This is a genomic window from Streptococcus sp. OMI750, from assembly GCF_047463895.1.
GTDB lineage: Bacteria > Bacillota > Bacilli > Lactobacillales > Streptococcaceae > Streptococcus.
Window position 1 is genome coordinate 315,563 of the sequence record NZ_JASHCZ010000001.1, and the last position, 24,507, is coordinate 340,069.

22 protein-coding genes and 1 riboswitch are annotated in these 24,507 nt (G+C 43.8%); of the genes, 20 read left to right on the plus strand and 2 right to left on the minus strand.

Going from position 1 to position 24,507, the window contains the following annotated elements:
• Nucleotides 1-16 precede the first annotated feature (16 nt).
• The 4 genes from QM830_RS01645 to QM830_RS01660 all read left to right on the plus strand — a co-directional run bounded on the left by QM830_RS01645 (nucleotide 17) and on the right by QM830_RS01660 (nucleotide 3,200).
• Nucleotides 17-877 carry a methionyl aminopeptidase gene (locus tag QM830_RS01645; RefSeq protein WP_009732702.1) on the plus strand — a complete coding sequence of 287 codons (861 nt, stop codon included), beginning with the start codon at nucleotides 17-19 and terminating at the stop codon, nucleotides 875-877.
• 83 nt (nucleotides 878-960) lie between these two features.
• Nucleotides 961-1,932, plus strand: coding sequence for a YihY/virulence factor BrkB family protein (locus QM830_RS01650; protein ID WP_414325324.1), 972 nt, complete (start codon nucleotides 961-963; stop codon nucleotides 1,930-1,932).
• Between the two features lie 99 nt (nucleotides 1,933-2,031).
• Nucleotides 2,032-2,496, plus strand: coding sequence for a MarR family winged helix-turn-helix transcriptional regulator (locus tag QM830_RS01655; protein WP_009732704.1), 465 nt, complete (start codon nucleotides 2,032-2,034; stop codon nucleotides 2,494-2,496).
• Nucleotides 2,493-3,200 (plus strand): B3/4 domain-containing protein, encoded by a 708-nt coding sequence (locus tag QM830_RS01660; RefSeq protein ID WP_414325325.1) that lies wholly within the window; start codon nucleotides 2,493-2,495, stop codon nucleotides 3,198-3,200. The genes QM830_RS01655 and QM830_RS01660 overlap by 4 nt, the downstream gene beginning before the upstream one ends.
• 24 nt (nucleotides 3,201-3,224) lie before the next feature.
• Here QM830_RS01660 and QM830_RS01665 read toward each other — a convergent pair whose 3' ends face one another.
• A complete protein-coding gene (locus QM830_RS01665; RefSeq protein ID WP_414325326.1) occupies nucleotides 3,225-3,668 on the minus strand; it encodes a GtrA family protein in 444 nt (147 codons plus the stop codon).
• A 28-nt stretch (nucleotides 3,669-3,696) separates the two neighbouring features.
• A riboswitch (PreQ1 riboswitch) is annotated at nucleotides 3,697-3,803 on the plus strand.
• On the opposite strand from QM830_RS01665, the gene QM830_RS01670 reads away from it, so the two are divergent.
• The 4 genes from QM830_RS01670 (at nucleotide 3,801) to pulA (ending at nucleotide 9,703) form a co-directional block, all read left to right on the plus strand.
• Nucleotides 3,801-4,310, plus strand: coding sequence for a QueT transporter family protein (locus tag QM830_RS01670; RefSeq protein ID WP_414325327.1), 510 nt, complete (start codon nucleotides 3,801-3,803; stop codon nucleotides 4,308-4,310). (Overlaps the previous riboswitch by 3 nt.)
• An 84-nt stretch (nucleotides 4,311-4,394) precedes the next feature.
• Nucleotides 4,395-6,353, plus strand: coding sequence for an NAD-dependent DNA ligase LigA (gene ligA / locus QM830_RS01675; protein ID WP_414325328.1), 1,959 nt, complete (start codon nucleotides 4,395-4,397; stop codon nucleotides 6,351-6,353).
• Nucleotides 6,354-6,362: 9 nt separating this feature from the next.
• Complete coding sequence (locus tag QM830_RS01680; RefSeq protein WP_414325329.1) at nucleotides 6,363-7,325, plus strand: diacylglycerol kinase family lipid kinase; 963 nt, start codon at nucleotides 6,363-6,365, stop codon at nucleotides 7,323-7,325.
• A gap of 77 nt (nucleotides 7,326-7,402) precedes the next feature.
• Complete coding sequence (gene pulA, locus QM830_RS01685) at nucleotides 7,403-9,703, plus strand: type I pullulanase (protein ID WP_414325330.1); 2,301 nt, start codon at nucleotides 7,403-7,405, stop codon at nucleotides 9,701-9,703.
• A 60-nt stretch (nucleotides 9,704-9,763) separates the two neighbouring features.
• Here pulA and QM830_RS01690 read toward each other — a convergent pair whose 3' ends face one another.
• The gene (locus QM830_RS01690; RefSeq protein WP_414325332.1) at nucleotides 9,764-11,923 is read right to left on the minus strand and encodes an LTA synthase family protein; all 2,160 of its coding nucleotides are present in this window, start codon (nucleotides 11,921-11,923) and stop codon (nucleotides 9,764-9,766) included.
• A 229-nt stretch (nucleotides 11,924-12,152) separates the two neighbouring features.
• Between QM830_RS01690 and QM830_RS01695 the strand changes: the two genes are divergently transcribed.
• The 12 genes from QM830_RS01695 to rlmD all read left to right on the plus strand — a co-directional run bounded on the left by QM830_RS01695 (nucleotide 12,153) and on the right by rlmD (nucleotide 24,335).
• Nucleotides 12,153-13,316, plus strand: coding sequence for a class I SAM-dependent methyltransferase (locus QM830_RS01695; RefSeq protein ID WP_414325334.1), 1,164 nt, complete (start codon nucleotides 12,153-12,155; stop codon nucleotides 13,314-13,316).
• Nucleotides 13,313-13,990 (plus strand): type I 3-dehydroquinate dehydratase, encoded by a 678-nt coding sequence (gene aroD / locus QM830_RS01700; RefSeq protein ID WP_414325335.1) that lies wholly within the window; start codon nucleotides 13,313-13,315, stop codon nucleotides 13,988-13,990. Before QM830_RS01695 ends, aroD begins: the two co-directional genes overlap by 4 nt.
• Entirely contained in the window at nucleotides 13,980-14,852 is an 873-nt protein-coding gene (gene aroE / locus QM830_RS01705) for a shikimate dehydrogenase (RefSeq protein WP_414325336.1), read from the plus strand. Before aroD ends, aroE begins: the two co-directional genes overlap by 11 nt.
• Before the next feature lie 163 nt (nucleotides 14,853-15,015).
• Nucleotides 15,016-16,089: a 3-dehydroquinate synthase gene (gene aroB, locus QM830_RS01710; RefSeq protein ID WP_414325337.1), complete on the plus strand. Its 1,074-nt coding sequence runs from the start codon at nucleotides 15,016-15,018 to the stop codon at nucleotides 16,087-16,089.
• A 6-nt stretch (nucleotides 16,090-16,095) separates the two neighbouring features.
• Nucleotides 16,096-17,262 (plus strand): chorismate synthase, encoded by a 1,167-nt coding sequence (aroC, locus tag QM830_RS01715; protein WP_414325339.1) that lies wholly within the window; start codon nucleotides 16,096-16,098, stop codon nucleotides 17,260-17,262.
• A gap of 16 nt (nucleotides 17,263-17,278) precedes the next feature.
• A complete protein-coding gene (locus tag QM830_RS01720) occupies nucleotides 17,279-18,385 on the plus strand; it encodes a prephenate dehydrogenase (RefSeq protein WP_414325341.1) in 1,107 nt (368 codons plus the stop codon).
• 100 nt (nucleotides 18,386-18,485) lie between these two features.
• Nucleotides 18,486-18,824, plus strand: coding sequence for a YlbF/YmcA family competence regulator (locus tag QM830_RS01725; protein ID WP_003014453.1), 339 nt, complete (start codon nucleotides 18,486-18,488; stop codon nucleotides 18,822-18,824).
• A 171-nt stretch (nucleotides 18,825-18,995) separates the two neighbouring features.
• Nucleotides 18,996-20,279: a 3-phosphoshikimate 1-carboxyvinyltransferase gene (gene aroA / locus QM830_RS01730; protein WP_414325342.1), complete on the plus strand. Its 1,284-nt coding sequence runs from the start codon at nucleotides 18,996-18,998 to the stop codon at nucleotides 20,277-20,279.
• Nucleotides 20,272-20,757, plus strand: coding sequence for a shikimate kinase (locus QM830_RS01735; RefSeq protein ID WP_414325344.1), 486 nt, complete (start codon nucleotides 20,272-20,274; stop codon nucleotides 20,755-20,757). The genes aroA and QM830_RS01735 overlap by 8 nt, the downstream gene beginning before the upstream one ends.
• Complete coding sequence (gene pheA / locus QM830_RS01740) at nucleotides 20,748-21,602, plus strand: prephenate dehydratase (protein WP_414325345.1); 855 nt, start codon at nucleotides 20,748-20,750, stop codon at nucleotides 21,600-21,602. Before QM830_RS01735 ends, pheA begins: the two co-directional genes overlap by 10 nt.
• The gene (locus QM830_RS01745; RefSeq protein WP_414325347.1) at nucleotides 21,599-22,912 is read left to right on the plus strand and encodes an LCP family protein; all 1,314 of its coding nucleotides are present in this window, start codon (nucleotides 21,599-21,601) and stop codon (nucleotides 22,910-22,912) included. Before pheA ends, QM830_RS01745 begins: the two co-directional genes overlap by 4 nt.
• A 64-nt stretch (nucleotides 22,913-22,976) precedes the next feature.
• Complete coding sequence (rlmD, locus tag QM830_RS01750; protein ID WP_414325349.1) at nucleotides 22,977-24,335, plus strand: 23S rRNA (uracil(1939)-C(5))-methyltransferase RlmD; 1,359 nt, start codon at nucleotides 22,977-22,979, stop codon at nucleotides 24,333-24,335.
• Nucleotides 24,336-24,507 lie beyond the last annotated feature (172 nt).

Here is a 24,507-nt window from a genome sequence, read left to right on the forward strand (position 1 = left end):
AAGAAATGAGGAGACAATGATTACATTAAAATCACAACGTGAAATTGAAGCCATGGATCGTGCAGGAGATTTCCTTGCAAGCATCCATATTGGATTACGTGACTTGATCAAGCCAGGGCTTGACCTATGGGAAGTAGAAGAATATGTCCGTCGTCGCTGTAAAGAAGCCAATGTCTTGCCGCTTCAGATCGGTGTAGAAGGTAGTCTTATGGATTACCCATATGCGACTTGTTGTGGCTTGAATGATGAAGTAGCCCATGCTTTTCCCCGTCATGTCATCCTAAAAGATGGCGATCTCCTCAAGGTGGATATGGTTTTATCTGAACCGCTTGATAAATCTGTTTTGGATGTATCAAAATTAGATTTTGATAATGTTGCGCAAGTCAAAAAATACACAGAGTCTTACACTGGTGGTTTAGCTGATTCATGCTGGGCCTATGCTGTCGGAAATGTTTCTCAAGAAGTCAAAGATTTGATGGATGTGACCAAAGAATGTCTCTATAAAGGGATTGAGAAAGCGGTCGTTGGCAATCGTTTAGGAGATATTGGTGCAGCGATTCAAGAATATGCTGAAAGCAAAGGTTATGGCGTCGTGCGCGATTTGGTTGGGCACGGAGTAGGTCCAACGATGCACGAAGAACCAATGGTACCGCATTATGGACGTGCTGGACGTGGTCTTCGCTTGCGTGAGGGAATGGTCTTGACGATTGAACCAATGATTAATACAGGTACCTGGGAAATTGATACAGATTTGAAAACTGGATGGGCTCATAAGACCCTTGATGGTGGTCTGTCTTGTCAATATGAGCATCAATTTGTCATTACAAAAGATGGTCCAGTGATTTTAACTAGTCAAGGTGAAGAAGGAACTTACTAAAAGATGAAGAGGGAAGAATGGAGCTGAAGGCAAGTGTCTGGTTTCGCTCTTTGCTCTTTTTTAGTAAAACGGGGAGGTGACGGATGAAAAAGGTCCTACAAAAAATGTTTGATCAGCCATTTATAAAGGGATTTGTGAGGTTTTATCAAAGTTCAGAATCGGATATCACGAGCATTGCAGTGGCTTATTATTTGCTGATTTCGATTTTCCCTTTGATGCTGATTGCGGCCAATATTCTGCCCTACTTTCATATTCGTCCCACTCAGATTTTGTTGAGCTTAGAAAAGGTCTTGCCAACTACCTTGTATCGGACAGTGGCCCAGATGATCTCGAGTGTATTGACCAAGCCTTCTACGGGCTTACTGAGTTTCTCGATTATTTCCGCCTTGTGGATTTTCTCTCAGAGCATTGCCTACCTTCAAAAGGCCTATAATAAAAGTTATGGGGTTGAGAAGGAACGTGGCATTATCTGGGGACGACTCTTTAGCTTTCTGATCAGTTTTGCCTTGCAGGGCTTATTTGGCCTCTCGCTCATCCTCTCGATGTTTGGCAAGATGATCGTCCGCTATCTCTATCAAACTTTTTCATTTGACAGAACCATCTATATCCGCTTGTTGAATTTGACGGAACCGACCATTTACCTTTTGCTCTTTGTCAGTCTGGTCCTGCTCTATTACACTCTACCAAATGTAAAGATTCCTAAATTTAGATATGTCTTTCCAGGGGCCTTCTTTGTAGTCATTGTCTTGTATGCTATTTTGAATATCTTTTGGAAATACGTAGACCGCTATGTGAGTCATTTCTTGGATGCCCGCTTCTTTGGTTCGGTCGTCCTTGCCGTTATTATGTTCTGGTTTGTCTTAGTAGCGAAAATCATGATTATTGGTTGTATTTTAAACGCCAGTATCCAATTTGCGAGAGAAGCCAAGTTTCAAACGCGTAGTGGAGAAATTGTCTCCAAATTAAAAACGGAACAAGTGGCTTTCCGACACAGGGAAGCATCTCTCAAATTAAAGCAGCGTTTGCGTCTCAAACATACTCATAAAACTAAATAAAGGAAATCAGATTTGATCTGGTTTCTTTTTTTGATTTATTTTTATTGCATTTGCAATAAAAATGTGTTAGGATAGGATTATCAAAAAAGGAGGAGTAGGATGAGTATTTTACGCGAGATTGGCATCATCGCGCGTGCTCTTGATTCCATTGCGAATATCGAATTTCGTGATATTGACTTGGCACGTGGTCAATATCTCTACCTGGTGCGAATTGCAGAACAACCAGGGATCATCCAGGAAGAACTCTCTGATCTCTTAAAAGTCGATCGGTCTACGGTTGCTAGATCCGTAAAAAAACTAGAAGAGCGTGGTCTGATTCAGCAACGTCCCCTGGGGGAAAACCTCAAAATCAAGGAATGGGAATTAACTGAAAAAGGTCAGGAGATATACCCCTTCATTTTAGGGGAGCATCTTTACTCTGAGAAAACCGCCTTAAAAGGCTTTTCAAAAGAAGAAGTCGCACAGTTAGAGGAATATCTCATCCGAGTACGTGAGAATATTACCTTGGATTGGGAGCTGGTCAAAAAAGGTCAAAAAAGAAATTATAGTGAGGTAAAACAATGAAAGTAACAGTCGATCAAGCGTTTTGGGATTTATTTCCAACAGCTCGGATTACGGTTATGTCTTTGTATGGCATTGATAATACAGTAGATGAAGCCAAGGATCCTTATTTCAAAGAATTGTTAGACAAGGGTGCTAAGCGAGCTTGGGACTTTATTGATGAAGACAACTATACCCAGAGTGAATTTGTCCAAGAGTGGCGCCAGGCTTTTAGCAAGTTTAAAACAAAAAAAGGAGCTAGATCTTCGATCGAAGCCCTCTTAAAAAGAGTACACCAAGGACGTAAATTCTACCCGATTAATCCTTTGGTGGATCTTTACAATAGTGTGTCGATGGCTTACGCCCTTCCTTGTGGAGGTGAAGATATGAGCAAATTGGTTGGAGGACTCTCTCTGGGACAAGCAAAAGGAGGCGAACCGTTCTTTCCACTAGGGGCTGAAGAGGATGCTCCAGCTTTGGAAGGGGAGATCATTTACTACGACCAAGAAGGTGCAGTATGTCGTTGTTTGAATTGGCGGGAAGCTCAAAGAACCATGCTGACGGAAGAGACTAAAGATGCTATCCTAGTCATTGAAGCCATTGATGAGGAGCAGGCCGAACGTGCACAAACAGCTATGCAGGAATTGAAAGACCTAGCCAAGGATTATTTTGGGGTCGAAGGAACGATCTATCAATTAAGTGCAGAGGAAGCAAGTATAGAAGTATAAAAAAATAAGGCTGAAACAATCGTTTCAAGCCTTGTTTTTATTTTTAAAGACAAAGAGTTTACTAAAGAGATAATTGAGGACGATAATAGCCACCTGAGCAAAGAGGGTTTCAATTAGATTGATTTGACTCTTGTTGTTGTGGACAAATTGCCCGATAATTCCTGGGAATTGCTTGACGAAAATCTCAGTCAAGGCCATATCTAGCATAAAGGTACCCGAGCGTGCAATCGCAAAACGAATCAAGCGCTGGAACCAGCCCTTTCTTTCTTGCTTAAAGACGATGGTATCGTTGGTGACAAAGGCAAAGAGGATCCCAGCAATGTTTCCAATCGCTGTCGCCAATCGTTCATCGCTAGTGATTTGGTAGATGAAAAGACGGGTACAGACAGAGACAAGGGTTGTGGCTACTCCAAAAAAGAGATAGGATAAAATTTCATTATCAAAAAATTTTTTAATCAGTTTTTTCATAAAATCAGTCTACCATAAAACCTGAAAATATGCTATACTTGAAAGGTTGAAGAAATCAAGACTTCAACCCTTGGTGCTTAAGATCCTTTCGCCAAGCATATTAGACGCGGGAATACCGCTAAAGGAGAATAGATGAAACAGTTAACTGCTCGTGATATGGCACAAATTGCCATCGTTGCCGCGATTTATATCGTATTGACCATTACCCCCCCTCTCAATGCTATGGCCTACTATGGCTATCAATTCCGTGTTTCGGAAATGATGAATTTCTTAGCCTTTTACAATAAGAAATACTTGATTGGGGTAACCATCGGTTGTATGATTGCCAATTTATTTAGTTTTGGATGGATCGATGTCTTTGTCGGTGGAGGTTCAACCTTTGTCTTCCTAGGGCTTGGACTTATTCTATTTGGACGTTTCAAAAACAAGTTCTTATTCGACGGTCTTATTCGGTTAGACCATTTCTTGTTTGCGATTTTCTTTTCCATCTCTATGTTTACGATTGCCTTGGAGCTTTATTACCTGCAAGGCCAACCATTCTTCTACAATTGGTTGACCATGGGATTGGGTGAATTTGCATCCTTGATTTTTGGAGCGATTGTGATCAATCAACTATCCAAACGGATCGATTTTACAAAATAAAAAAAGGAGCCTGAGCTCCTTTTTTTCATGCTAAGAATGCAGTAAATTCAAGGCTAAATTAAGATTTTATGATAAAATAAGAACATGAAAACCAGAATGAAAGAACTAGTGGAATTACTTAACCGCTATGCCTATGAATATTATACAAAAGACGCTCCATCAGTCTCTGATAGTGAATACGATCAATTATATCGGGAGTTGGTGGAACTAGAAACCGCTCATCCAGATGAAGTCTTGCCAGAGAGCCCAACCCACCGTGTGGGAGGTGTGGTTTTAAAAGGCTTTACTAAATACCAGCACCAGTATCCCCTTTATAGTTTGCAGGATGCGTTTTCGCGGGAAGAACTAGAGGCTTTTGACCAACGGGTCCGCAAAGAATTTCCTTCTGTCAGCTATGTATGCGAGTTGAAGATCGATGGCTTGTCCATTTCCCTTACCTATGAAAATGGTGTCCTTGTAACAGGAGCAACACGTGGGGATGGTTCTGTCGGTGAGGATATCACCGAGAACCTAAAACGGGTCAAGGACATTCCTTTGGTTCTACCAGAGCCAATTAACATCACGGTAAGAGGCGAGTGCTATATGCCACGGGCTTCTTTTGATCGGGTCAATCAGATCCGTCAGGAAAATGGTGAACCGGAATTTGCCAATCCACGAAATGCTGCGGCAGGAACGCTCCGCCAATTGGATACGAAAATTGTGGCTAAGCGGAATCTTTCCACCTTCTTGTACCAAGAAGTGAGTCCAACCGACCAGAGCAGTCAGGAAGGCGTGCTTGAAAAATTGGCCCGGTTAGGATTTGTTGTAAACCAGGAGCGAGTGCTGGCTGAGGATATGGATCAAATCTGGAACTTTATCCAAAAAGTAGCTCAGCTTCGAGAGGACCTTCCCTACGATATCGATGGGATCGTCATCAAGGTCAATGACCTAGCTGTTCAAGAAGAACTAGGCTTTACCGTAAAAGCTCCTAAATGGGCTGTCGCCTATAAGTTTCCAGCTGAAGAAAAAGAAGCGAAAATCCTATCGGTGGATTGGACGGTTGGACGGACCGGTGTGGTGACCCCAACTGCCAATCTAACTCCAGTCCAACTAGCAGGAACCACCGTTAGTCGCGCAACCCTGCACAATGTGGACTATATTGCTGAAAAAGACATTCATCAAGAAGATACGGTCATCGTCTACAAGGCGGGTGATATCATTCCTGCGGTCTTGCGTGTTGTCAAAGATAAACGGGTATCTGATCAAGCATTAGCCATTCCAACTCATTGTCCGAGCTGCCAGAGTGAGTTGCTTCATTTTGAGGATGAGGTGGCCCTTCGCTGTATCAATCCGCTCTGTCCAGCTCAGATTAAGGAAGGATTGAACCACTTTGCAAGTCGGGATGCTATGAATATCACAGGCTTGGGTCCAGCTGTTGTAGAGAAACTCTTCGCAGCTCAGTTGGTAGAGGATGTAGCGGGGATCTACCGGCTCACTGTAGAGGATCTATTGACCTTAGAAGGCTTCAAAGAAAAATCTGCTGAAAAACTTTATGAAGCCATTCAAGCTTCAAAAGAGAATTCAGCTGAAAAGTTACTCTTTGGTTTGGGAATCCGACATGTCGGAAGCAAGGTTAGTCAAATCTTGCTTCAAGAATTCCATGACCTCGATCAATTGGCTACCGCTGATCCAGAGCGGATTGCAGGTATTGACAGTCTCGGTATGGTTGTGGCTGAAAGCCTCAAGTCTTATTTCGCACAAGAGGGATCCAAGCGTCTCCTGCAGGAATTGAAAGAAGCAGGAGTCAATCTGACCTATCTTGGTGAAAAAGTTGCTGCCGATGCAGCCCTTTCAGGGATGACGGTTGTTTTGACTGGTAAGCTGGAACGGCTCACACGTTCAGAAGCAAAGGCCAAATTAGAGAGTCTGGGTGCTAAGGTAACTGGTTCTGTTTCTAAGAAAACAGATTTGGTCGTTGCTGGGGCAGACGCAGGTAGCAAGTTATCCAAAGCACAAGAATTAGGAATCCAGGTAGAAGATGAGTCCTGGCTTGAAAGTTTGTAGAGGATGTTTATGGTAGAACGAATCAAAAAAGCCCGTTTAATTTATAATCCTACCTCTGGGCAAGAAATTATCAAGAAAAACATTGCGGAAGTTTTGGACGTACTGGAAGACGTGGGCTATGAGACCAGTGCTTATCAAACCACTCCCGAACCATTTTCTGCTCAAAATGAAGCAGAAAGAGCGGCCAAAGCTGGCTTTGATTTGATCATTGCCGCTGGTGGTGATGGTACGATTAACGAAGTAGTTAATGGGGTTGCTGGACTAGAACATCGTCCCCAGATGGCCTTTATTCCAACAGGGACAACCAATGATTATGCGCGTGCCTTGAAGATCCCGATGGGAGATCCGGTGGCAGCGGCTCGCATTATTGAAAAGAATCAAATCATTCAAATGGATATTGGTCGTGCTTATGGCAGCAAATACTTTATCAATATTGCTGCTGCAGGGACCCTGACAGAGTTGACTTTCAGTGTTCCAAGTAGTGTCAAATCACGTTTGGGTTACTTTGCCTATGTCGCAGAAGCAGCGAAAATGTTGCCACGTAATAAGGCTCGTAAGGTGCGAATCGAGCATGACAATGGTGTTTTTGAAGGACCAGCCTCTATGATTTTTGTGGCCTTGACCAACTCAATCGCTGGTTTTGAAAGTGTGGCGCCTGATGCCAAGCTTGATGATGGAAATTTTACCTTGATTATTGTAAAAACTGCTAAGCTTTTTAACATGTTATCCTTGATGATTCAGGCGATTAACGGGGGCAAGCATGTGCATGATGACAATGTAGAATATCTAAAAACTAAGAAGCTGACGATTGATATGATTGGCAAGAATGATCAACCATTCCGCATTAATCTAGATGGGGAATATGGTGGAGATACTCCGGTTGAATTGGAAGTCTTCCATAATCACTTAGAATTCTTTGCAAATATAGATGAAATCAACACCGATGCTTTAGTACACACCTTTGAGGAATAAAGACAAACAATGGGGTTATTCGCCTGATGGATGGGCGAATGGTTCCGTCAGTATCAAATTGGAAATAGGAAAATGTTATGCGACAATACCATGTAAAGCTTCATTTTCATAAGCAAAAAGGAAATTATTTTGCCTATGATATGTGGCAGTGGCAAGACCAAGTAGAAGGAAAATCAGTCTCTTTCTCCAAGTTGGATTATTTTGGAGTAGAGGGGAATCTGGTTTATGAGAGCGAAGGACCGCTAAACCGAGGACATGTCTTGGTCAAAGAAGGGGATTGGCTTACCAAGACCCGAGATTTTGAAATCGAACTCTTACCAGAGGGATTTGTAAGAGAAGTCTGGATTCTCGATGGAGATGATACAGTCTACTATTCTCTACAAGCTGCTTTGACTAGTCATGCCTACAGTCATCGTCAGCCTCATGCCTATGATATGGCTACCCATGCAAAGAACTTTGATGCTAAGTGGGCTTATCAAGGTTGGCTCGGCTGTCGAGATGAAGATGGTGAGTATTGCTTTAAGTTATGGGCTCCTACGGCTAAGAAAGTTGAATTGGTGCTCTATCAGTCAACTGAACCGGATGCCCCAGTTTGGAAAACCATTCCGATGACTCGAGGCAAACAAGAGTCTAGCTACCATCCAGAAAACACCCAAGGTGTTTGGATTCTAGATTTTCTAGGAAATTTAAGTGGCATGGCTTATCAATATCGTGTGCATTTTGAACACCAGACTCAAGTGACGCGCGATCCTTATAGCATTGCAACGACAGCCGATGGAATGCGCTCAGCCATTCTCTCAAGAGCAGATCGTCAGTTTGATTGGGGCACTAAAAAAGGCGCCGATGCGACTCCCTGGCGCCTGGACAATCCTTGTCAAGCAGTGATCTATGAGATGCACCTTCGGGATTTAACCAAGTCACCGACATCAGGTGTGGACGAGTCTTTGCGTGGGACCTATCTAGGGGCTTGCCAAGAAGGAACCGTCAATAGCCATGGCGATGCGACTGCTTTTGATTATATCCGTCAGTTAGGGGTCAATGTCGTGCAATTACAGCCGATATCTGATCGCTATAAACAGTACGATGAAGAAGGTCGTGTGACCTACAATTGGGGTTACGACGTTCAGAATTATTCTGCACCAGAAACCAGTTTTTCAACGGATCCATCCAATCCCAAACAAACCATGAAAGAGCTTAAAACCATGATCCGGGCTTATCATGACGCTGGGATTTCTGTAGTCATAGATGTGATCTACAATCATATCTACTCAACTGAGAATGGTCCTTTCCAAAATACAGTTCCGGATTATTATTACCGGATGGAGCCAGATGGGCGCTTCCAAAATGGGACAGGTGTCGGTAATGAGACGGCGAGTGAGCATGAAATGTACCGCAAGTACATGATTGATTCCCTTACGCACTGGGTCAAAGAGTACCAGATCGATGGTTTTCGCTTTGATTTGATGGGCATTCACGATGTGACGACTATGAATGCGATTCGGGAAGCTATGGATGCTCTGGATCCTCGGATTCTCCTTTATGGAGAAGGTTGGGATATGGGAACCGGTCTCGCGCCAGAGGATAAAGCCAAGAAAGACAATGCGGCGCAATTGCCACGTATTGGATTCTTTAACGACACGGAGCGCGATGCTATTAAAGGGGCTGAGGTTTATGGTTCCATCAAACGTGGCTTTGTCAGCCGAAAATCAACAGAGAATATCGTTGCGCGTGCTGTTTTAGGTAGTGCGGAACTTGGAAATTATTTGACGCCTAGCCAGGTCTTAAATTATGTGGAAGCTCATGACAACTATAATCTCTATGACTTGCTTCAGACCCTCCATCCAAATGAAGAAGTAGCAGGACTGGTCAAGCGCTCAGAATTGGCTACAGCCATGAATCTACTTTTCCAAGGAATGACTTTTATGCAGGTGGGACAAGAGTTTATGCGGACAAAAATGGTTCCTACGGGCCCAGAAGGAGAGATCACTCCTTTGGATCGTGAACGGGCCATGAATTCCTATAATGCTCCAGATTTTGTCAATCAGGTCGATTGGAATTTGGTGAGTGAACACAAGGAATCAATTGACTATATTCGCAGTCTGATTGCCTTGAAGACCAGTCTACCTATCTTATCGCTTGAAGGCTATGATAAGATTTACCAACAAGTCTTTATCCAATCTGCAACAGATACCAGTGGCTTGGTTATCTATGAATTAACAGGAGACAAGAAGTACCAAGTCATCTTTAATGCTAGCGGACTTCCTTATTACCTCCAAAATTCAAATCAATTAGAATTGATAGTTGGCAATAGCCGTCATAAACGACCATTCTATGTGGAGAACTTAACAGCTTCTGTTTTTGAAGTTCTAGACCAATGAAGATCATCTTCCTTTTGATGACAATGTAAAATCCCTGAGTTAAAAACTCAGGGATTCTTTTTATTTTGAAGAACTGCTACTGGTTTCGGTTGAAGAAGAGCTAGTCTCTTCTGGGTGCAATTCTTTATAGCTTGGTGCTTTGAAGAGATCCACAGTGGATTCATTTCCACGTTGGTTGTAAAGGCTGGTTGATTTATCGCCTTTTTCCTTTTCAATCTTCTTCAATGCCTTGAAGGAATTGGTGTAGGAATAATCATCTGGATTGACTTTACCAAGGTCATTGCCCTTGAAGAAACGAAGGAGATCACCCGTCTGGATGCTATCGCTAATCTTCAATTGGAGGTTGGCAGCTTCTCGGATCTTATCTAGCTGCTCCTTGGTTTTTTCATCCGGGTTGGTGATCTCCTCTCCTGTTTTGGTGTAATAGGTCCGACCGCTGTAGCTCGTGTACTCAGGAGTCACAAAGTAGTTCGCCGAGCGGAAAGCTACAATTTGATCATGATCTGGTGAGAGCATATCCTGACCAACTTGGAGGAACTTGTTGGCTTCAATACCTAGCAAGTGTTCCAAGGTTGGGAGCATATCTATTTCACCTCCATAGGTATCGATGATGCCTCCCTTATCCATACCTGGAATGACTACCATATACGGGACTCGTTGCAACATGGCATTGTCATAACTAGACCAGGTCTCAGAGTTCTTGCCAAGTAGTGGGGCGAGAGCTGGGTTGCGGGAGTTGGAAATTCCGTAGTGGTCACCGTATAGAACGATGATTGAATTTTTGTAAAGACCAGATTCTTTTAGGTAATCAAAGAAGGCCTTGATCGAAGAATCTAGGTAGTTAGCGGTCGCAAAATAGCCATTGATGGTTTCGTCCTGTGTCTTAGCCAGTGGGAAGCCAAGATCATCTCCTGATAAACTCGTTGTATAAGGGTAGTGGTTGGAAACGGTAATGAACTTGGTATAGAAAGGCTGTTGCATTCGTTCCAAGTATTTGATGGAATCCTTGAGCATGTATTTGTCATTGAGACCATACTGGAAGGAATTACTACTGTCTTGTTTGGTGAAGTAGCTGGCATCAAAGAAATAATTGTAGCCCCATTGTTTATAGGCTGTATTTCGGTTCCAGAAACTTCCAGCATTCCCGTGGAAAACAGCGCTCGAATTGTAGCCGTTTTTAGAGAGAATAAATGGAGCAGCCTGTTGGGTATTAGTTCCACCATAGTTGACCATAAAGGAACCTTGGTTGAGTCCAAAGAGTCCAGTTTCAATCATAGTCTCAGCATCAGATGTTTTCCCTGCCTTGACTTGGTTAAACACATTTGAAAATGCAAAGGTTTCCTTTGAATGGTAGAGTGAGTTTAAGAAAGGCGTCACTTCATATTCTTTATCGTCCACTTTCAACTTGTAGTCGATAAGGAATTGTTGGAAACTTTCCAAGTGAATGTAGATGACATTTCGACCTTTTGCCATTCCGAAGTATTCCGGATTAGCCTTGGCATAATGTTGCTGGACATATTCTTCAACCGGTGTTAGATCAGCTTCAGAAGCTTTGGAACGTTCTTTGTTGGCAGCGTAGGTCTGATTGGCACTGTATCCTAGAAAGGCCGGTAAACCTAAGGCACGAACGACATAGTAGTTCGAGAACCCACGAGTCAAAAGCTCAGGTCGGTCAATTTCTGCAAGGAAAAGGTTGGCCGAAAAGAGCATAGCAGATAAGGATGTGACCGCAAAACTAGCTCGTTTATTGAAGGGACGCTTGTCCATTCGAATCCATTTCTTAAAAAAGAAGAAGGCTAGAATTGGGAAATCCAGAATGTATATCACATCCCATGGACGGAACAATTCTAGAGCTGCAGCTCCGAGGCCAGCAGAAACCTTACTGGAAGCCAACATGGTATTGACCGTTACGAAGTCTGTAAATTCTCTATAATAGATGGAGTTGGAGATCAACCAAACAAATAAGAGGAGATAGATCCCAAAGGCCAAACTATAAAAGAGCTTGGTCCGTTTGATATAGAGAGCTAGACCAATAAAGAGCAGGCTGATTGGGAATGGGTTGATGACTGCCAGAAAAATCTGATAAGGTCCCTGAATATCTAAGTTAAAATCAACTGTGTAGGCCCACATGGTTTTAAACCAGTAGAGCAACAGAAGGGTCAAGACAAATCCTAGTCTGGTACTCATGAAATTGAGTATCGAATTCGTAATTTTTTTCACAAAATGTAACTTCCTTGTCTTATTTCCTAAAAATTTTCATATACAAGTATACCACATTTTTAAGGAGAAAGAAAAGAATGACTGTGAACCAGACGAAAGAATAAGAGGAAAGCTGGGATTCTCAAACACTTGGGTGAAAAGAAACAGAGCTGAAATAAAATTGTTAAAAAAGTCTGACAAATAGATCATCCCTTTGTGAAAATAGCAGACTTTTGCTATAATAGGTGGTATGAAAAAACTTACAGTCAGTCGACAAGTCGCAACAAAAATCAAACAGGGACAATCCATTCTTGAAAAACAAGATTTTGACTCGCTTCCTGCCTTGGATCAAGCGGTTCAAATCCTGTCAGGAGATGGACAATCTCTAGGCGTCGGATACCTTTCTGAACAAAATAAAGGGATCGGTTGGTTTGTTTCACAAGAGTTGGTCGTTTTTGATCAAGCCTTTTTTCAGGAACGATTTATGAAGGCCAAGCAATACCGACGTTCTTATTATGCCGATGCGACAACGACAGCCTTTCGTCTCTTTAACCAAGAGGGAGATGGTTTTGGCGGTTTCACGATTGACTTGTATGGTGAGTTTGCTGTTTTTTCTTGGTACAACCCTTTCGTATTCCAGATCAAGGAAACGATTCTAACTGCTTTTCAAGAAGTCTTTCCTGAGGTGAGGGGAGGCTATGAAAAAATTCGTTTTAAGGGCTTGGATTATGAGTCGGCTCATGTGTATGGTGAAGAAGCTCCGCAAGAATTTTTGATTCTGGAAAATGGCGTCTCTTATCAGGTCTTTCTCAATGATGGCTTGATGACGGGAATCTTTTTGGACCAGCATGAGGTTCGAGGAAGTTTAGTGGAGGGACTCGCTGCTGGACAGTCCTTGCTCAATATGTTCTCTTATACAGCTGCTTTTTCTGTTGCAGCTGCAATGGGCGGAGCAGTAGAGACGACTTCGGTCGATCTGGCTAAGAGAAGTAGGGAATTGTCAGAGGCCCATTTTGTGGCAAATGGCTTGGCACTAGATGCCCATCGTTTTGTCGTGATGGATGTCTTTGATTTTTACAAATATGCCAAACGCCATGAGCTAAGCTATGATGTGATCGTACTCGATCCGCCTAGCTTTGCGCGGAATAAAAAACGGACCTTTTCAGTCGCTAAAGATTACCATCGGTTGGTGAGCGAGGCCCTCGAGATTTTAAATCCAGGTGGGACCTTGATTCTCAGTACCAATGCGGCAAATGTGACCAAAGAAAAATTTAAAAAACAAATCGAAAAAGGATTTCAAGGACGTAAGCATCGCTATGTAGCGGAATACGGCCTTCCGGGAGATTTTCGATGGAACAAGAAAGAAGAAAGTAGTAATTACTTAAAAGTATTTACGATTAGGGTGGATGTATGAAGTTAGTTGTATCGATTATGCCTCGCTCCTTAGAAGAGGCGCAACAACTAGATGGTTCGCGTTACGATGATGCGGATGTCATTGAGTGGCGTGCGGACTTTTTAGAAAAAAACGAGATCTTAACCGTTGCTCCAGCAGTATTTGAAAAATTTGCTGGTCGTGAGATTTTATTCACCTTGCGGACCAAGGCAGAAGGTGGGGAGATGGAATTGACCAACGAGGAATATGTTGGGATCCTGAAAGATATTCAATCTATCTATCATCCGGATTATATCGATTTCGAGTTTTATAGCCATCGTGACGTCTTTGAAGAGATGTTGGAATTTTCAAATCTTGTGCTTAGCTACCATAATTTCCAAGAGACACCGGAAAATATGATGGAGATCTTATCGGAATTAACTAGCTTTTCTCCAAAATTGGTCAAGGTATCGGTCATGGCCCACAATGAACAAGATGTCCTTGACTTGATGAATTATACGCGTGGTTTCAAGACGCTGAATCCTGAGCAAGAATATGTAACGATTTCCATGGGTAAGGTCGGGAAAATTTCGCGCTTGACAGCTGATTTGACAGGCTCTTCTTGGTCTTATGCTAGAGTCGGAGAAGGAAGTGCACCTGGTCAAATCCCTCTTGAAAATATGCGAAGAATTCGGGAATTATTAAATGAAGATTGATGGCTATACTCGGATGGCAGCAGTCATTGCCCATCCGATTCGTCATAGTATCTCTCCTTTCATCCATAATCTAGCCTATGAATTAACAGCGACCAATGCTGCTTACCTGGCTTGGGATATTGCTGAAGAAGATTTAGAAAGCACTGTCAGCCAAATTCGTAAGTTAGAGATGATTGGGGCCAATATTTCCATGCCTTTTAAGCAAAAGGTCTTTCCTTACTTAGATGAAGTGGATGAGATGGCTCTAAAGATCGGCTCTGTCAATACCATCGTTCACCGTGATGGCAAGCTTAAGGGCTATAATACGGATGGGATTGGTTTCTTTCGTAGTTTACCTCCTGCTTTCTCTATTAAGGGAAAAACAATGGTTCTCTTAGGGGCAGGTGGTGCAGCTCTAGCGATTATTGCGCAGGCCATTCATCTAGGTGTGAAACGTATCCTTGTCTTTGTGAGAGAGGAGAGATTGGTTCATTATCGTTCAATTGTTCAGTTGATTGAAGATGGCTTTGATTTTTTGATAGAATTGTATGCGATTGAGAAAAATGAAGATGTTCAAAACTCTTTTCATCAAGCTGATCTTATCTTAAATGCCACTGGTGTAGGGATGGATGGTCAGTCTCTTCCGATAGCGAGTCACTTGACCTTTCCCCCACATGCCTTAATCGTAGAGATGGCCTACTATCCAGCAGTGACCCCCTTTCTGCAATTAGCGGTGAATCAAGGAAACCAAAGGGTAAATGGGTTAGGAATGCTCTTTTATCAAGCTGAGGCAGCCTTTGAATTGATGACTGGGAAACCATTTCCTACGGAGTCTGTATGGAAAGCATTGACAACAGAATACCACCAATTTGTATGTGATTAAGAGAGTTTGTTACCTTATCACTATTGAATAAGCCTTATGAGATTAGAGTAGGAACTGATTTTTAAAAAATCAGTCTTGCTCTAGTCTCTTTTTCGTTTCGATTGAGACATGTGCCCTATTTCATGATAAGATAGAATGAAAGAATAACACGAAGGAGATTCCTATGAACCTATCGGTACCTATTCCAGGACATTCCTATGATATTGTGATTGAAAGAGGTGGGCTCAACCAGGTTGGAGACTGGTTACACTCTCTTTGGCCTGAGAAAAAAGTCGCGATCATTTCCGATAACCGGGTGGCTAAGTTGTATGCATCTATCGTAGAGAAAAGCTTGCAGAAAGCTGGTTTTCAAGTGGTGCGCTTTGAGTTTCTTGAAGGCGAAGCCAGTAAGAATTTGACCACTGTTTCGAAAGTCTATGAATTTCTAGCTACCCAGGGCATGACGCGCAGTGATGGGATCGTTGCCCTTGGTGGTGGCGTAGTCGGTGATTTGGCTGGTTTTACGGCCTCGACTTATATGCGGGGAATTTCCTTTGTTCAGATTCCGACTAGCTTAACCGCCCAGGTGGACTCTTCTATCGGTGGAAAGACTGGAGTCAACACAGCATTTGCCAAAAACATGGTGGGCACCTTTGCCCAACCGGACGGTGTGTTCATTGATCCTGAAGTGTTGAGCACTTTGGGACACCGTGAATTAATCGAAGGAATGGGGGAGGTCATCAAGTACGGTCTCATCCAAGATACGGAACTTTGGCAAGAGTTGGAAGCTATGGATGGCTCTGTCGAAAGTATATTAGAGCATGCAGAGAGCATTATTTCTCATTCTTGTCTAGTGAAGCGTGACCATGTGGTAGCAGATGAGCTGGACAATGGGATTCGACTGTATCTCAATTTTGGACATACTATTGGTCATGCCATTGAAGCGACAGCGGGATATGGACGGGTCATGCATGGAGAAGCCGTCAGTATGGGCATGGCGCAGGTCTCCCGAGTTGCAGAAGAAAAGGGCTTGATGCCAAAGGGAATCACTCGAAAAATCGAAGAAATGTGTCGGAAATTTGGACTTCCGGTGGCCTATGAGAACTGGGATAAAGAAGCCCTTTATCAAGCCTTGACCCATGACAAAAAAGCACGTGGAACTAGCTTGAAATTAGTGATTGTTCCAGAGTTGGGGCAAGCTGCGATTCATCAAATCCCTCTTCAAGAAATGAAGGACTTTTTAGAAAGAAAGGAATAAGGTCGTATGAGATATTTAACAGCAGGGGAATCCCATGGTCCTCGATTAACAGCCATTATCGAGGGGGTTCCGGCCGGCCTTCCTTTATCAGAAGAGGATATTAACGAAGAGCTCAAACGTCGACAAGGTGGCTATGGTCGTGGGGCACGGATGAAAATCGAGAGTGACCGTGTTGAGATCACATCAGGGGTTCGTCATGGCTTGACCATGGGAAGTCCGATTACTCTGAACGTGACCAATCTGGATCACCAAAAATGGCTGGAGATCATGAATGTAGCACCGGTCGAAGAGAAAAAGAAAGATCTGCGCAAGATCACCAAGCCACGTCCTGGCCATGCTGATCTAGTTGGAGGGATCAAATACCGTTTTGACGATCTCCGTAATTCGCTCGAACGTTCTTCTGCCCGTGAGACGACCATGCGCGTAGCCGTTGGTGCAGTTGCTAAACGAATTTTAGAAGAGATTGACGTGGAAGTGGCCAGCCACATTGTTAATTTTGGGGGAATCGAGATTGCAATTCCCGAGAATCTAACCGTTTCAGAAATCAAGGAAAAGGCAGCGAAGTCGGAAGTTTCGATTGTTGTCCCAGAACAAGAAGAAGCCGTTAAGGCTTACATTGACCAGGTGAAAAAAGATGGTGATACCATCGGGGGAATTGTGGAGACCTTGGTTGGCGGTGTGCCTGTTGGACTAGGATCCTACGTGCAATGGGACAAGAAATTGGATGCCAAAATCGCTCAAGGAGTGGTCTCTATCAATGCTTTTAAGGGAATTGAGTTCGGTCTTGGTTTTGAAGCAGGTCGCCTAAAAGGTAGTCAAGTCATGGATGAAATCATCTGGTCTGAAGAAGCTGGCTATACCCGTCGTACTAATAATCTTGGTGGTTTTGAAGGGGGCATGACCAACGGAGAGCCCATTCTGGTTCGTGGCGTCATGAAGCCTATTCCAACGCTTTACAAACCCTTGATGAGTGTGGATATCGAAACCCATGAGCCTTATAAGGCAACAGTTGAGCGTAGTGATCCAACGGCTCTACCGGCTGCAGGTGTCGTGATGGAAGCAGTGGTCGCAACGGTCCTTGCTACAGAAGTGCTTGAAAAATTCTCATCCGATAACTTGGAAGAATTGAAAGAGGCCGTTGCCAAGCACCGGGACTTTACTAAGAATTTTTGAGAGAAAGAGTTTTCCTTTGGAGAAGAAAGTTGTATATATTGCAGGGTTGGGCTTGATTGGTGCTTCCCTCGCACTAGGGATTAAAAGGGCTCACCCAAATGTGACTGTTCTTGGTTACAATCGTAGTGAAGCCTCTCGAACCATCGCCCTTGAAAGAGGAATGGTGGACAAAGTAACGGATGATTTCGCTGCCTTTGCCCCTTTAGCAGATATCATTATTTTGGCGCTTCCGATTAAGCAAACCAAGTCTTACTTAGAAACCTTAGCTGGCCTGAATTTGAAAGACCAGGTACTAGTGACAGATGCAGGCTCTACCAAGGCAAAAATTGTCGCACAAGCTGAAAAGGTGTTTAAAGACAAGGCCGTACGCTTTGTGGGGGGACATCCCATGGCGGGGAGTCATAAGACAGGTGCAGCTTCAGCGGATGCCACCTTATTTGAGAACGCTTATTATATTTTTACCCCTTCCAGCTTGACTAGACGAGGTGCCATGGAAGAGTTGAAAGAGCTTTTGAGTGGATTGGGATCCCGCTTCATTGAAATCGATGCCGAGGAACACGATCGGGTAACCTCCCAGATCAGTCATTTCCCCCATATTTTAGCATCGACTCTGGTCGAGCAGGCCGTAGCTTATGGGGAAGAGCATGAAATGACCCGTCGTTTTGCGGCTGGTGGTTTTCGTGATATGACAAGGATTGCAGAAAGTGAGCCAGGCATGTGGACCTCTATTCTCTTGTCCAATCCTCAAGCTATATTAGAGCGGATTGCAGATTTCAAAGAACGTTTGGATCAGGTAGCCGAGACCATTCAAGCAGATAACGAAGAGGCCATTTGGTCCTTTTTCCATGAGGGACGTAAGCACCGACAAGAAATGCAGATCCATCAGAGTGCTGGACGCGATAGTGCCTATGATCTCTTTATCGATGTCCCCGATCAGGAAGGTGTCATTCTTGAGATCCTGCAAATCCTACAAGGAATTTCCTTGGTTAATATTCACATCAATGAAGAGAATCGTGAAGATATCCACGGGATTTTGCAGCTGACCTTCAAAAATGCAGAAGATCAGGAGCGGGCCCAAGCATTGATCAGCCAAGCGACCTCTTATACCGTCCTTGCTCGCTAGGTCTAAAGTAGGATTTGCGTCAAAGTACCTGCTTCATTTTAGGAATTTATAGGAAAAAGCAGTATAATAGAAGTATCTTATCAGTAAAGGAGCCTATCTCATGGCAAATATTTATGATGTCGCAAATGAACTTTCTCGGACTCTTCGAGACCTTCCTGAATACAAGGCTGTCGTAGAAAGCAAGCAAGCGATCGAAGCAAATCCAGAAGCGAAAACCTTGTTTGACGAATACGTCGCTTTTCAAAATCAACTGCAAGGTTTGATGCAATCCGGTCAACTTCCAACAGAAGCTGTGCAACAAGAAATGAAAGACTATATGGAGAAGATCCAAGCAAGTCCAATTGTGAATGAATTTTTCACCAAACAACAACAATTATCTATTTATCTTGCGGATCTCGAAAAGATTATTTTTGAGCCGATTCAAGATTTATACAAATAAAAAGACTACCAGAGTTGTAATTTCGACTCTGGTATTTTCGTTCGCCACTAGATCAAAAGAAGCTCAAAAAATGCTAGGAAACATTCGTTTTTTGTTCCAAGTTTTTGATCAAAAATTGAATTCATGCCCTATTTATGATAGAATATGTGGAAAAGCACTCTGGAGAACGGTATGAAATTAAGAACCAATAGCAAGGGCCTACGAGGAACCATTCGTGTACCGGGTGACAAATCCATTAGTCACCGATCCATTATTTTTGGAAGTCTCGCAAAAGGCGAAACCAAGGTTTATGATATCTTGCGAGGCGAAGATGTGCTTTCTACAATTCAGGTGTTTCGAGATTTAGGAGTTTCCATCCAGGATGATGGGGATGTGATTCGGATTCAAGGGGTAGGTTTTCAGGGCCTTCAAGCTCCGACCGCACCCCTTGATATGGGCAATTCAGGAACTTCTATTCGTTTGATATCAGGTGTCCTAGCGGGCCAGGATTTTTCAGTGACCATGGTCGGAGACGATAGTTTATCCAAACGTCCTATGGATCGTGTAGCGATTCCACTGCGTCAAATGGGAGTAGAAATTGCTGGTCAGGGAGAGCGTGATTGCCCGCCTTTGCATGAAAAAGGAACCCATCAGCTTCAAGCCATTCATTACCGTTTGCCAGTCGCATCGGCTCAAGTCAAGTCGGCTCTCATCTTTGCTGCTCTACAGGCTGAGGGTGAATCGACGATTATCGAGAAGGAAAAGACACGTGACCATACAGAGGATATGATTCGCCAATTTGGTGGAGAGATCCAGGTGGATGGAAAAACCATCCGCATCCAGGGTGGACAAGAGTTCCAGGGTCAAACAGTCATCGTTCCTGGAGATATTTCCAGTGCAGCCTTTTGGTTAGTGGCTGGCCTCATTCTGCCAAATAGTGTGATCAAGATTGAACATGTTGGCATCAACCAAACGCGGACAGGGATTCTCGATGTCATCCAGGGAATGGGGGGAGATCTCACCATTGACGATCGCGATGAAAAAGCGGTCTCTGCGAGTCTCACTGTCAAGACTTCGTCCTTAAAAGGGATTCGGATTGATGGGGAGTTGATTCCACGCTTGATTGATGAATTGCCGATTATTGCTTTACTAGCGACACAAGCAAATGGTCAGACTGTGATTGCGGATGCTGAAGAGCTTCGTGTGAAAGAAACGGACCGCATCCAGGTCGTAGCAGATAGTCTCAATGCTATGGGAGCCAATGTCGTGCCAACGGAAGACGGCATGATCATCACTGGTCCGACTCCCCTGTATGGAGCTGACTTAGAGACCTTTGGAGATCACCGGATTGGGATGATGGCTGCCATTGCTGCCTTATTGGTGAGAGATGGAAATGTGGTGCTGGATCGAGCAGAAGCCATCAACACCAGTTACCCTAGTTTTTTTGAAGATTTGGAGACCTTACTGCATGGCTAAAATTTTACTTGGTTTTATGGGAGCTGGAAAAACGACCGTTGGTCGGATTCTTGATCCAAAATTCCATGATATGGATGAATTAATTGTTGAAGAGATCGGCATGTCGATCAATGACTATTTCGCAGTGGAAGGGGAAGCCGCCTTTCGTCGCCGTGAGGCTGAAATGCTGGAACGTTTATTGGAAAACGAGGCAGCCATTATTTCCCCTGGTGGCGGGATTGTCGTCAATCCTCATAACCGTGCGCTCTTGGAAAAAAATCCTCACAACATTTATCTGCGGGTAGATTTTGAAACCTTGTACAGACGGATTCAAAATGACAAAGCCATGCAACGCCCTCTCTTTTTAAACAATACCAAAGAAGAATTCAAGAAGATTTTTGATGGCCGTTTGCCTTTGTATGAGGATATTGCTACCCATATTGTGGATGTTAAGGACAAAACACCTGACGAAATTGCGGAGATTATTCGATGCTTGTAGGCTATCTAGGTCCCAAGGGATCTTTTACCCACGATGTGGTGACTCATAGTTTTCCAACTTCTGAACGCGTCGCTTATCGTACGATCACAGATGTCATTAAGGCCTATGAGAATCAAGAAATTGATTTTGCAGTCGTCCCAGTTGAAAACTCTATCGAAGGCAGTGTCCACGAGACCATCGATTACCTCTTTCACCAAGGGACCATTCAGGCCGTTGCAGAAGTGGTCTATCCCATCAAGCAACAGCTCTTGGTGGCTAGAAAAGATCGGCCCATTCGAACGGTCTATTCGCATCCACAAGCCTTGGCCCAAGGGAAAGCTTTTCTAAGAGCCCATTATCCGGATGTGGCCATGGAAATGACGGCTTCAACAGCTTATGCAGCCCACTATGTAGCAGAACATCCAGACTTGGAAATTGCCGCGATAGCGCCTCTGGCAGCAGCAAGTGAGTACGATTTAGAAGTCCAGGCCAAAGATATCCAAGAAATCGAGGACAACTACACACGTTTTTGGGTTTTAGGGACAAAAGAGCCCTTGATTTCAGAAACTTTAAGTCCGATCCTTCAAAAAGTTAGCTTGGCTTTAACTTTGCCAAGTAATCTGGCAGGAGCCCTCTATAAGGGTTTGTCCACCTTTGCTTGGCGGGGAATTAATTTAACTAAAATTGAAAGTCGTCCCCTAAAAACAGCTTTAGGAGAATACTTTTTCATTATTGACCTCTTAAATGAAGCGCCTGATCTTGTGCAGTTTGCCTATCAAGAATTAGACAGTTTGGGCATTCAGACCAAAGTTTTAGGTCAGTATCAAGTCTATACCTTAAAAGAAAATGGAAGGAAGAAAAGATGAGTAAGGAATCCAACTTTCTATCTCACCATGAGCGAAAGCGATTAGAGTACTTATACTCAAATTTTCATTATTTGAATGAACGAGAACAACTAGAATACAACTATCTGATCCAAAAAAGCCAAGGTGCTTATGTGGATGCAGAACATCTACAACCTGAAGTGGTCGCTTCAGAAGAAGTGCAAAGAGAGGTTAGAGAACCTATTGGTGATCTCCCTGTCTACCAATCTCGCTCCCAAAAGTCTAAGAAAAAGACCGTTGCTGCGACTAGCGATACACCTAAGAAACCGCGGAGAAAAATCCGTTTCAAGCGGGTTCTCAAGTGGATTGTCCTCTTTTTCTTACTGATCCTTGGGGGTATGGTCTTTATGTTTATCAAAGGCCTCAACAGCAAGCCGACTGGTCCAGATGCTAAGCCTGCCGTTGTTGAAGAGTTTAATGGTAAGAAGGCGCGAGATGGGGTCAATATCCTGATTTTAGGAACGGATGGTCGCATCGGTGAAAAATCGGATGAGACGCGAACAGACTCCATCATAGTGGTCAATGTTAACAATAAAGATGGCAAGATCAAGATGGTCAGCTTTATGCGGGACACCCTTGTCCATATTGACGGCGTTAGCCAGCAGACGGATCCAGACTATCCAGACTACTATGATCAAAAACTCAATGCTGCCTTTACTGTAGGAGAGCAAAACAACAATCAGGGGGCAGAATTGGTCCGTCAAATGCTCAAGGATAACTTTGACATTGATATCCAATACTATGCCATGGTCGATTTCCAAACCTTTGCGACAGCCATCGATACCCTCTTCCCTAATGGGGTGGAGATGAATGCTCAGTTCTCTACTATTGACGGTGAAACTGTTTCTGAAGTGGAAGTTCCTGACGACTTGAATATGAAAGATGGGGTCGTTCCGAATCAGACCATCAAGGTCGGAAAACAACGGATGGACGGCCGGACCCTCCTCAACTATGCTCGTTTCCGTAAAGATGATGAGGGCGACTTTGGACGGACAAGACGCCAACAAGAGGTGATGTCAGCTATTATGCATCAGATCAAGGACCCAACCAAACTCTTTACAGGTTCAGAAGCACTTGGAAAAGTCTTTGCCATGACGTCTACGAATGTTCCTTTCTCTTTCCTATTGACCAATGGGATTGGCTTAGTCGGAAGCGCCAGCAAGGGGATTGAACGCATCACCATCCCAGAAAATGGGGATTGGGTCGATGCCTACGATATGTATGGTGGTCAAGGCTTGCTGGTCGATTTCGATGCTTATAAAAAGAAATTGTCCCAAATGGGCTTAAGATGATATAATTAAGGGATAGGAGTTTTGAAAACTCCATCCCTTTTAATTTGTAGAAAGATTGAACACCATGTTAAAGAAAAATGAAATTGTAGACGTTGAGATTGTTGATTTGACTCATGAAGGAGCAGGAGTGGCTAAGGTCGATGGCCTGGTCTTTTTTGTGGAAAATGCCCTGCCAGGAGAAGTCATCCGCATGCGCGTGCTCAAGGTCAATAAGAAGATCGGCTACGGAAAAGTAGAGGAGTACTTGGAAAAATCCCCTCACCGCAATGAAGAGCTAGACCTGGCTTACTTGCGAAGCGGCATTGCTGACTTGGGCCACCTAGCTTATCCGGAGCAGCTGAAATTCAAGGCCAAGCAGGTTAAGGATAGCCTTTACAAGATGGCAGGAATCTCTGATATCGAAGTGCCCCTGACCTTGGGGATGGACCATCCCGTCCAGTATCGCAACAAGGCCCAGGTGCCTGTCCGTCGTGTCAATGGTCAGGTAGAGACAGGATTCTTTCGGAAGAACTCTCATGATTTGATGCCGATCGAAGATTTCTACATCCAAGATCCAGTCATTGACCAAGTGGTCTTGGCTCTTCGAGATTTGATTCGTCGGTTTGACCTCAAGCCTTATGATGAGAGGGAACAATCTGGCTTGATTCGCAATCTTGTAGTCCGCCGAGGTCACCATTCAGGAGAAATCATGGTCATTTTGGTCACTACCCGTCCTAAGATTTTCCGTGTGGACCAGTTGATCGAGCAGTTGATCAAGCAATTCCCGGCCATCGAATCCGTTATGCAAAATATCAACGACCAGAATACCAATGCCATTTTTGGGAAAGAGTGGCGAGTTCTCTATGGTCAAGACTATATTACCGATCAAATGTTGGGCAATAGCTTCCAAATCTCAGGACCAGCCTTTTACCAGGTCAATACCGAAATGGCAGAGAAGCTCTATCAGACAGCCATTGACTTTGCGGAGTTAAGAGCAGAAGATGTCGTGATTGACGCCTATTCCGGAATTGGGACCATTGGCTTGTCCGTTGCCAAGCATGTTAAGGAAGTCTATGGGGTCGAAGTCATCCCTGAAGCCGTGGAGAATAGCCAGAAGAATGCTAGTCTAAATGGCATCACCAATGCCCACTATGTCTGTGATACAGCAGAAAATGCTATGAAAAATTGGCTTAAGGAAGGCATCCAACCAACTGTTATCCTAGTAGACCCACCACGCAAGGGCTTGACGGAAAGCTTTATCAAAGCAAGCGCTCAAACAGGAGCTGATCGCATCGCTTATATCTCCTGCAATGTTGCAACCATGGCGCGTGATATCAAACTCTATCAAGAGTTGGGTTATGAATTGAAGAAAGTACAGCCGGTTGATCTTTTTCCGCAGACGCATCACGTAGAATGTGTAAGCTTGTTAGTGAAACGCAGCTAAACCTCAAAAGGTTCACTGAACCTTTTGAGTCCCACAAACGAACTATGTTGAGGCGGTATCACTGCTTGTACGAGCTGAGGTATCAGCGAAGTAGAAGTAGATGCTACGCCCATGGGATAGGACTCGTAGAATGAGGAGGGAAACCGACGAAATGATACGGCAAGTCTGAACC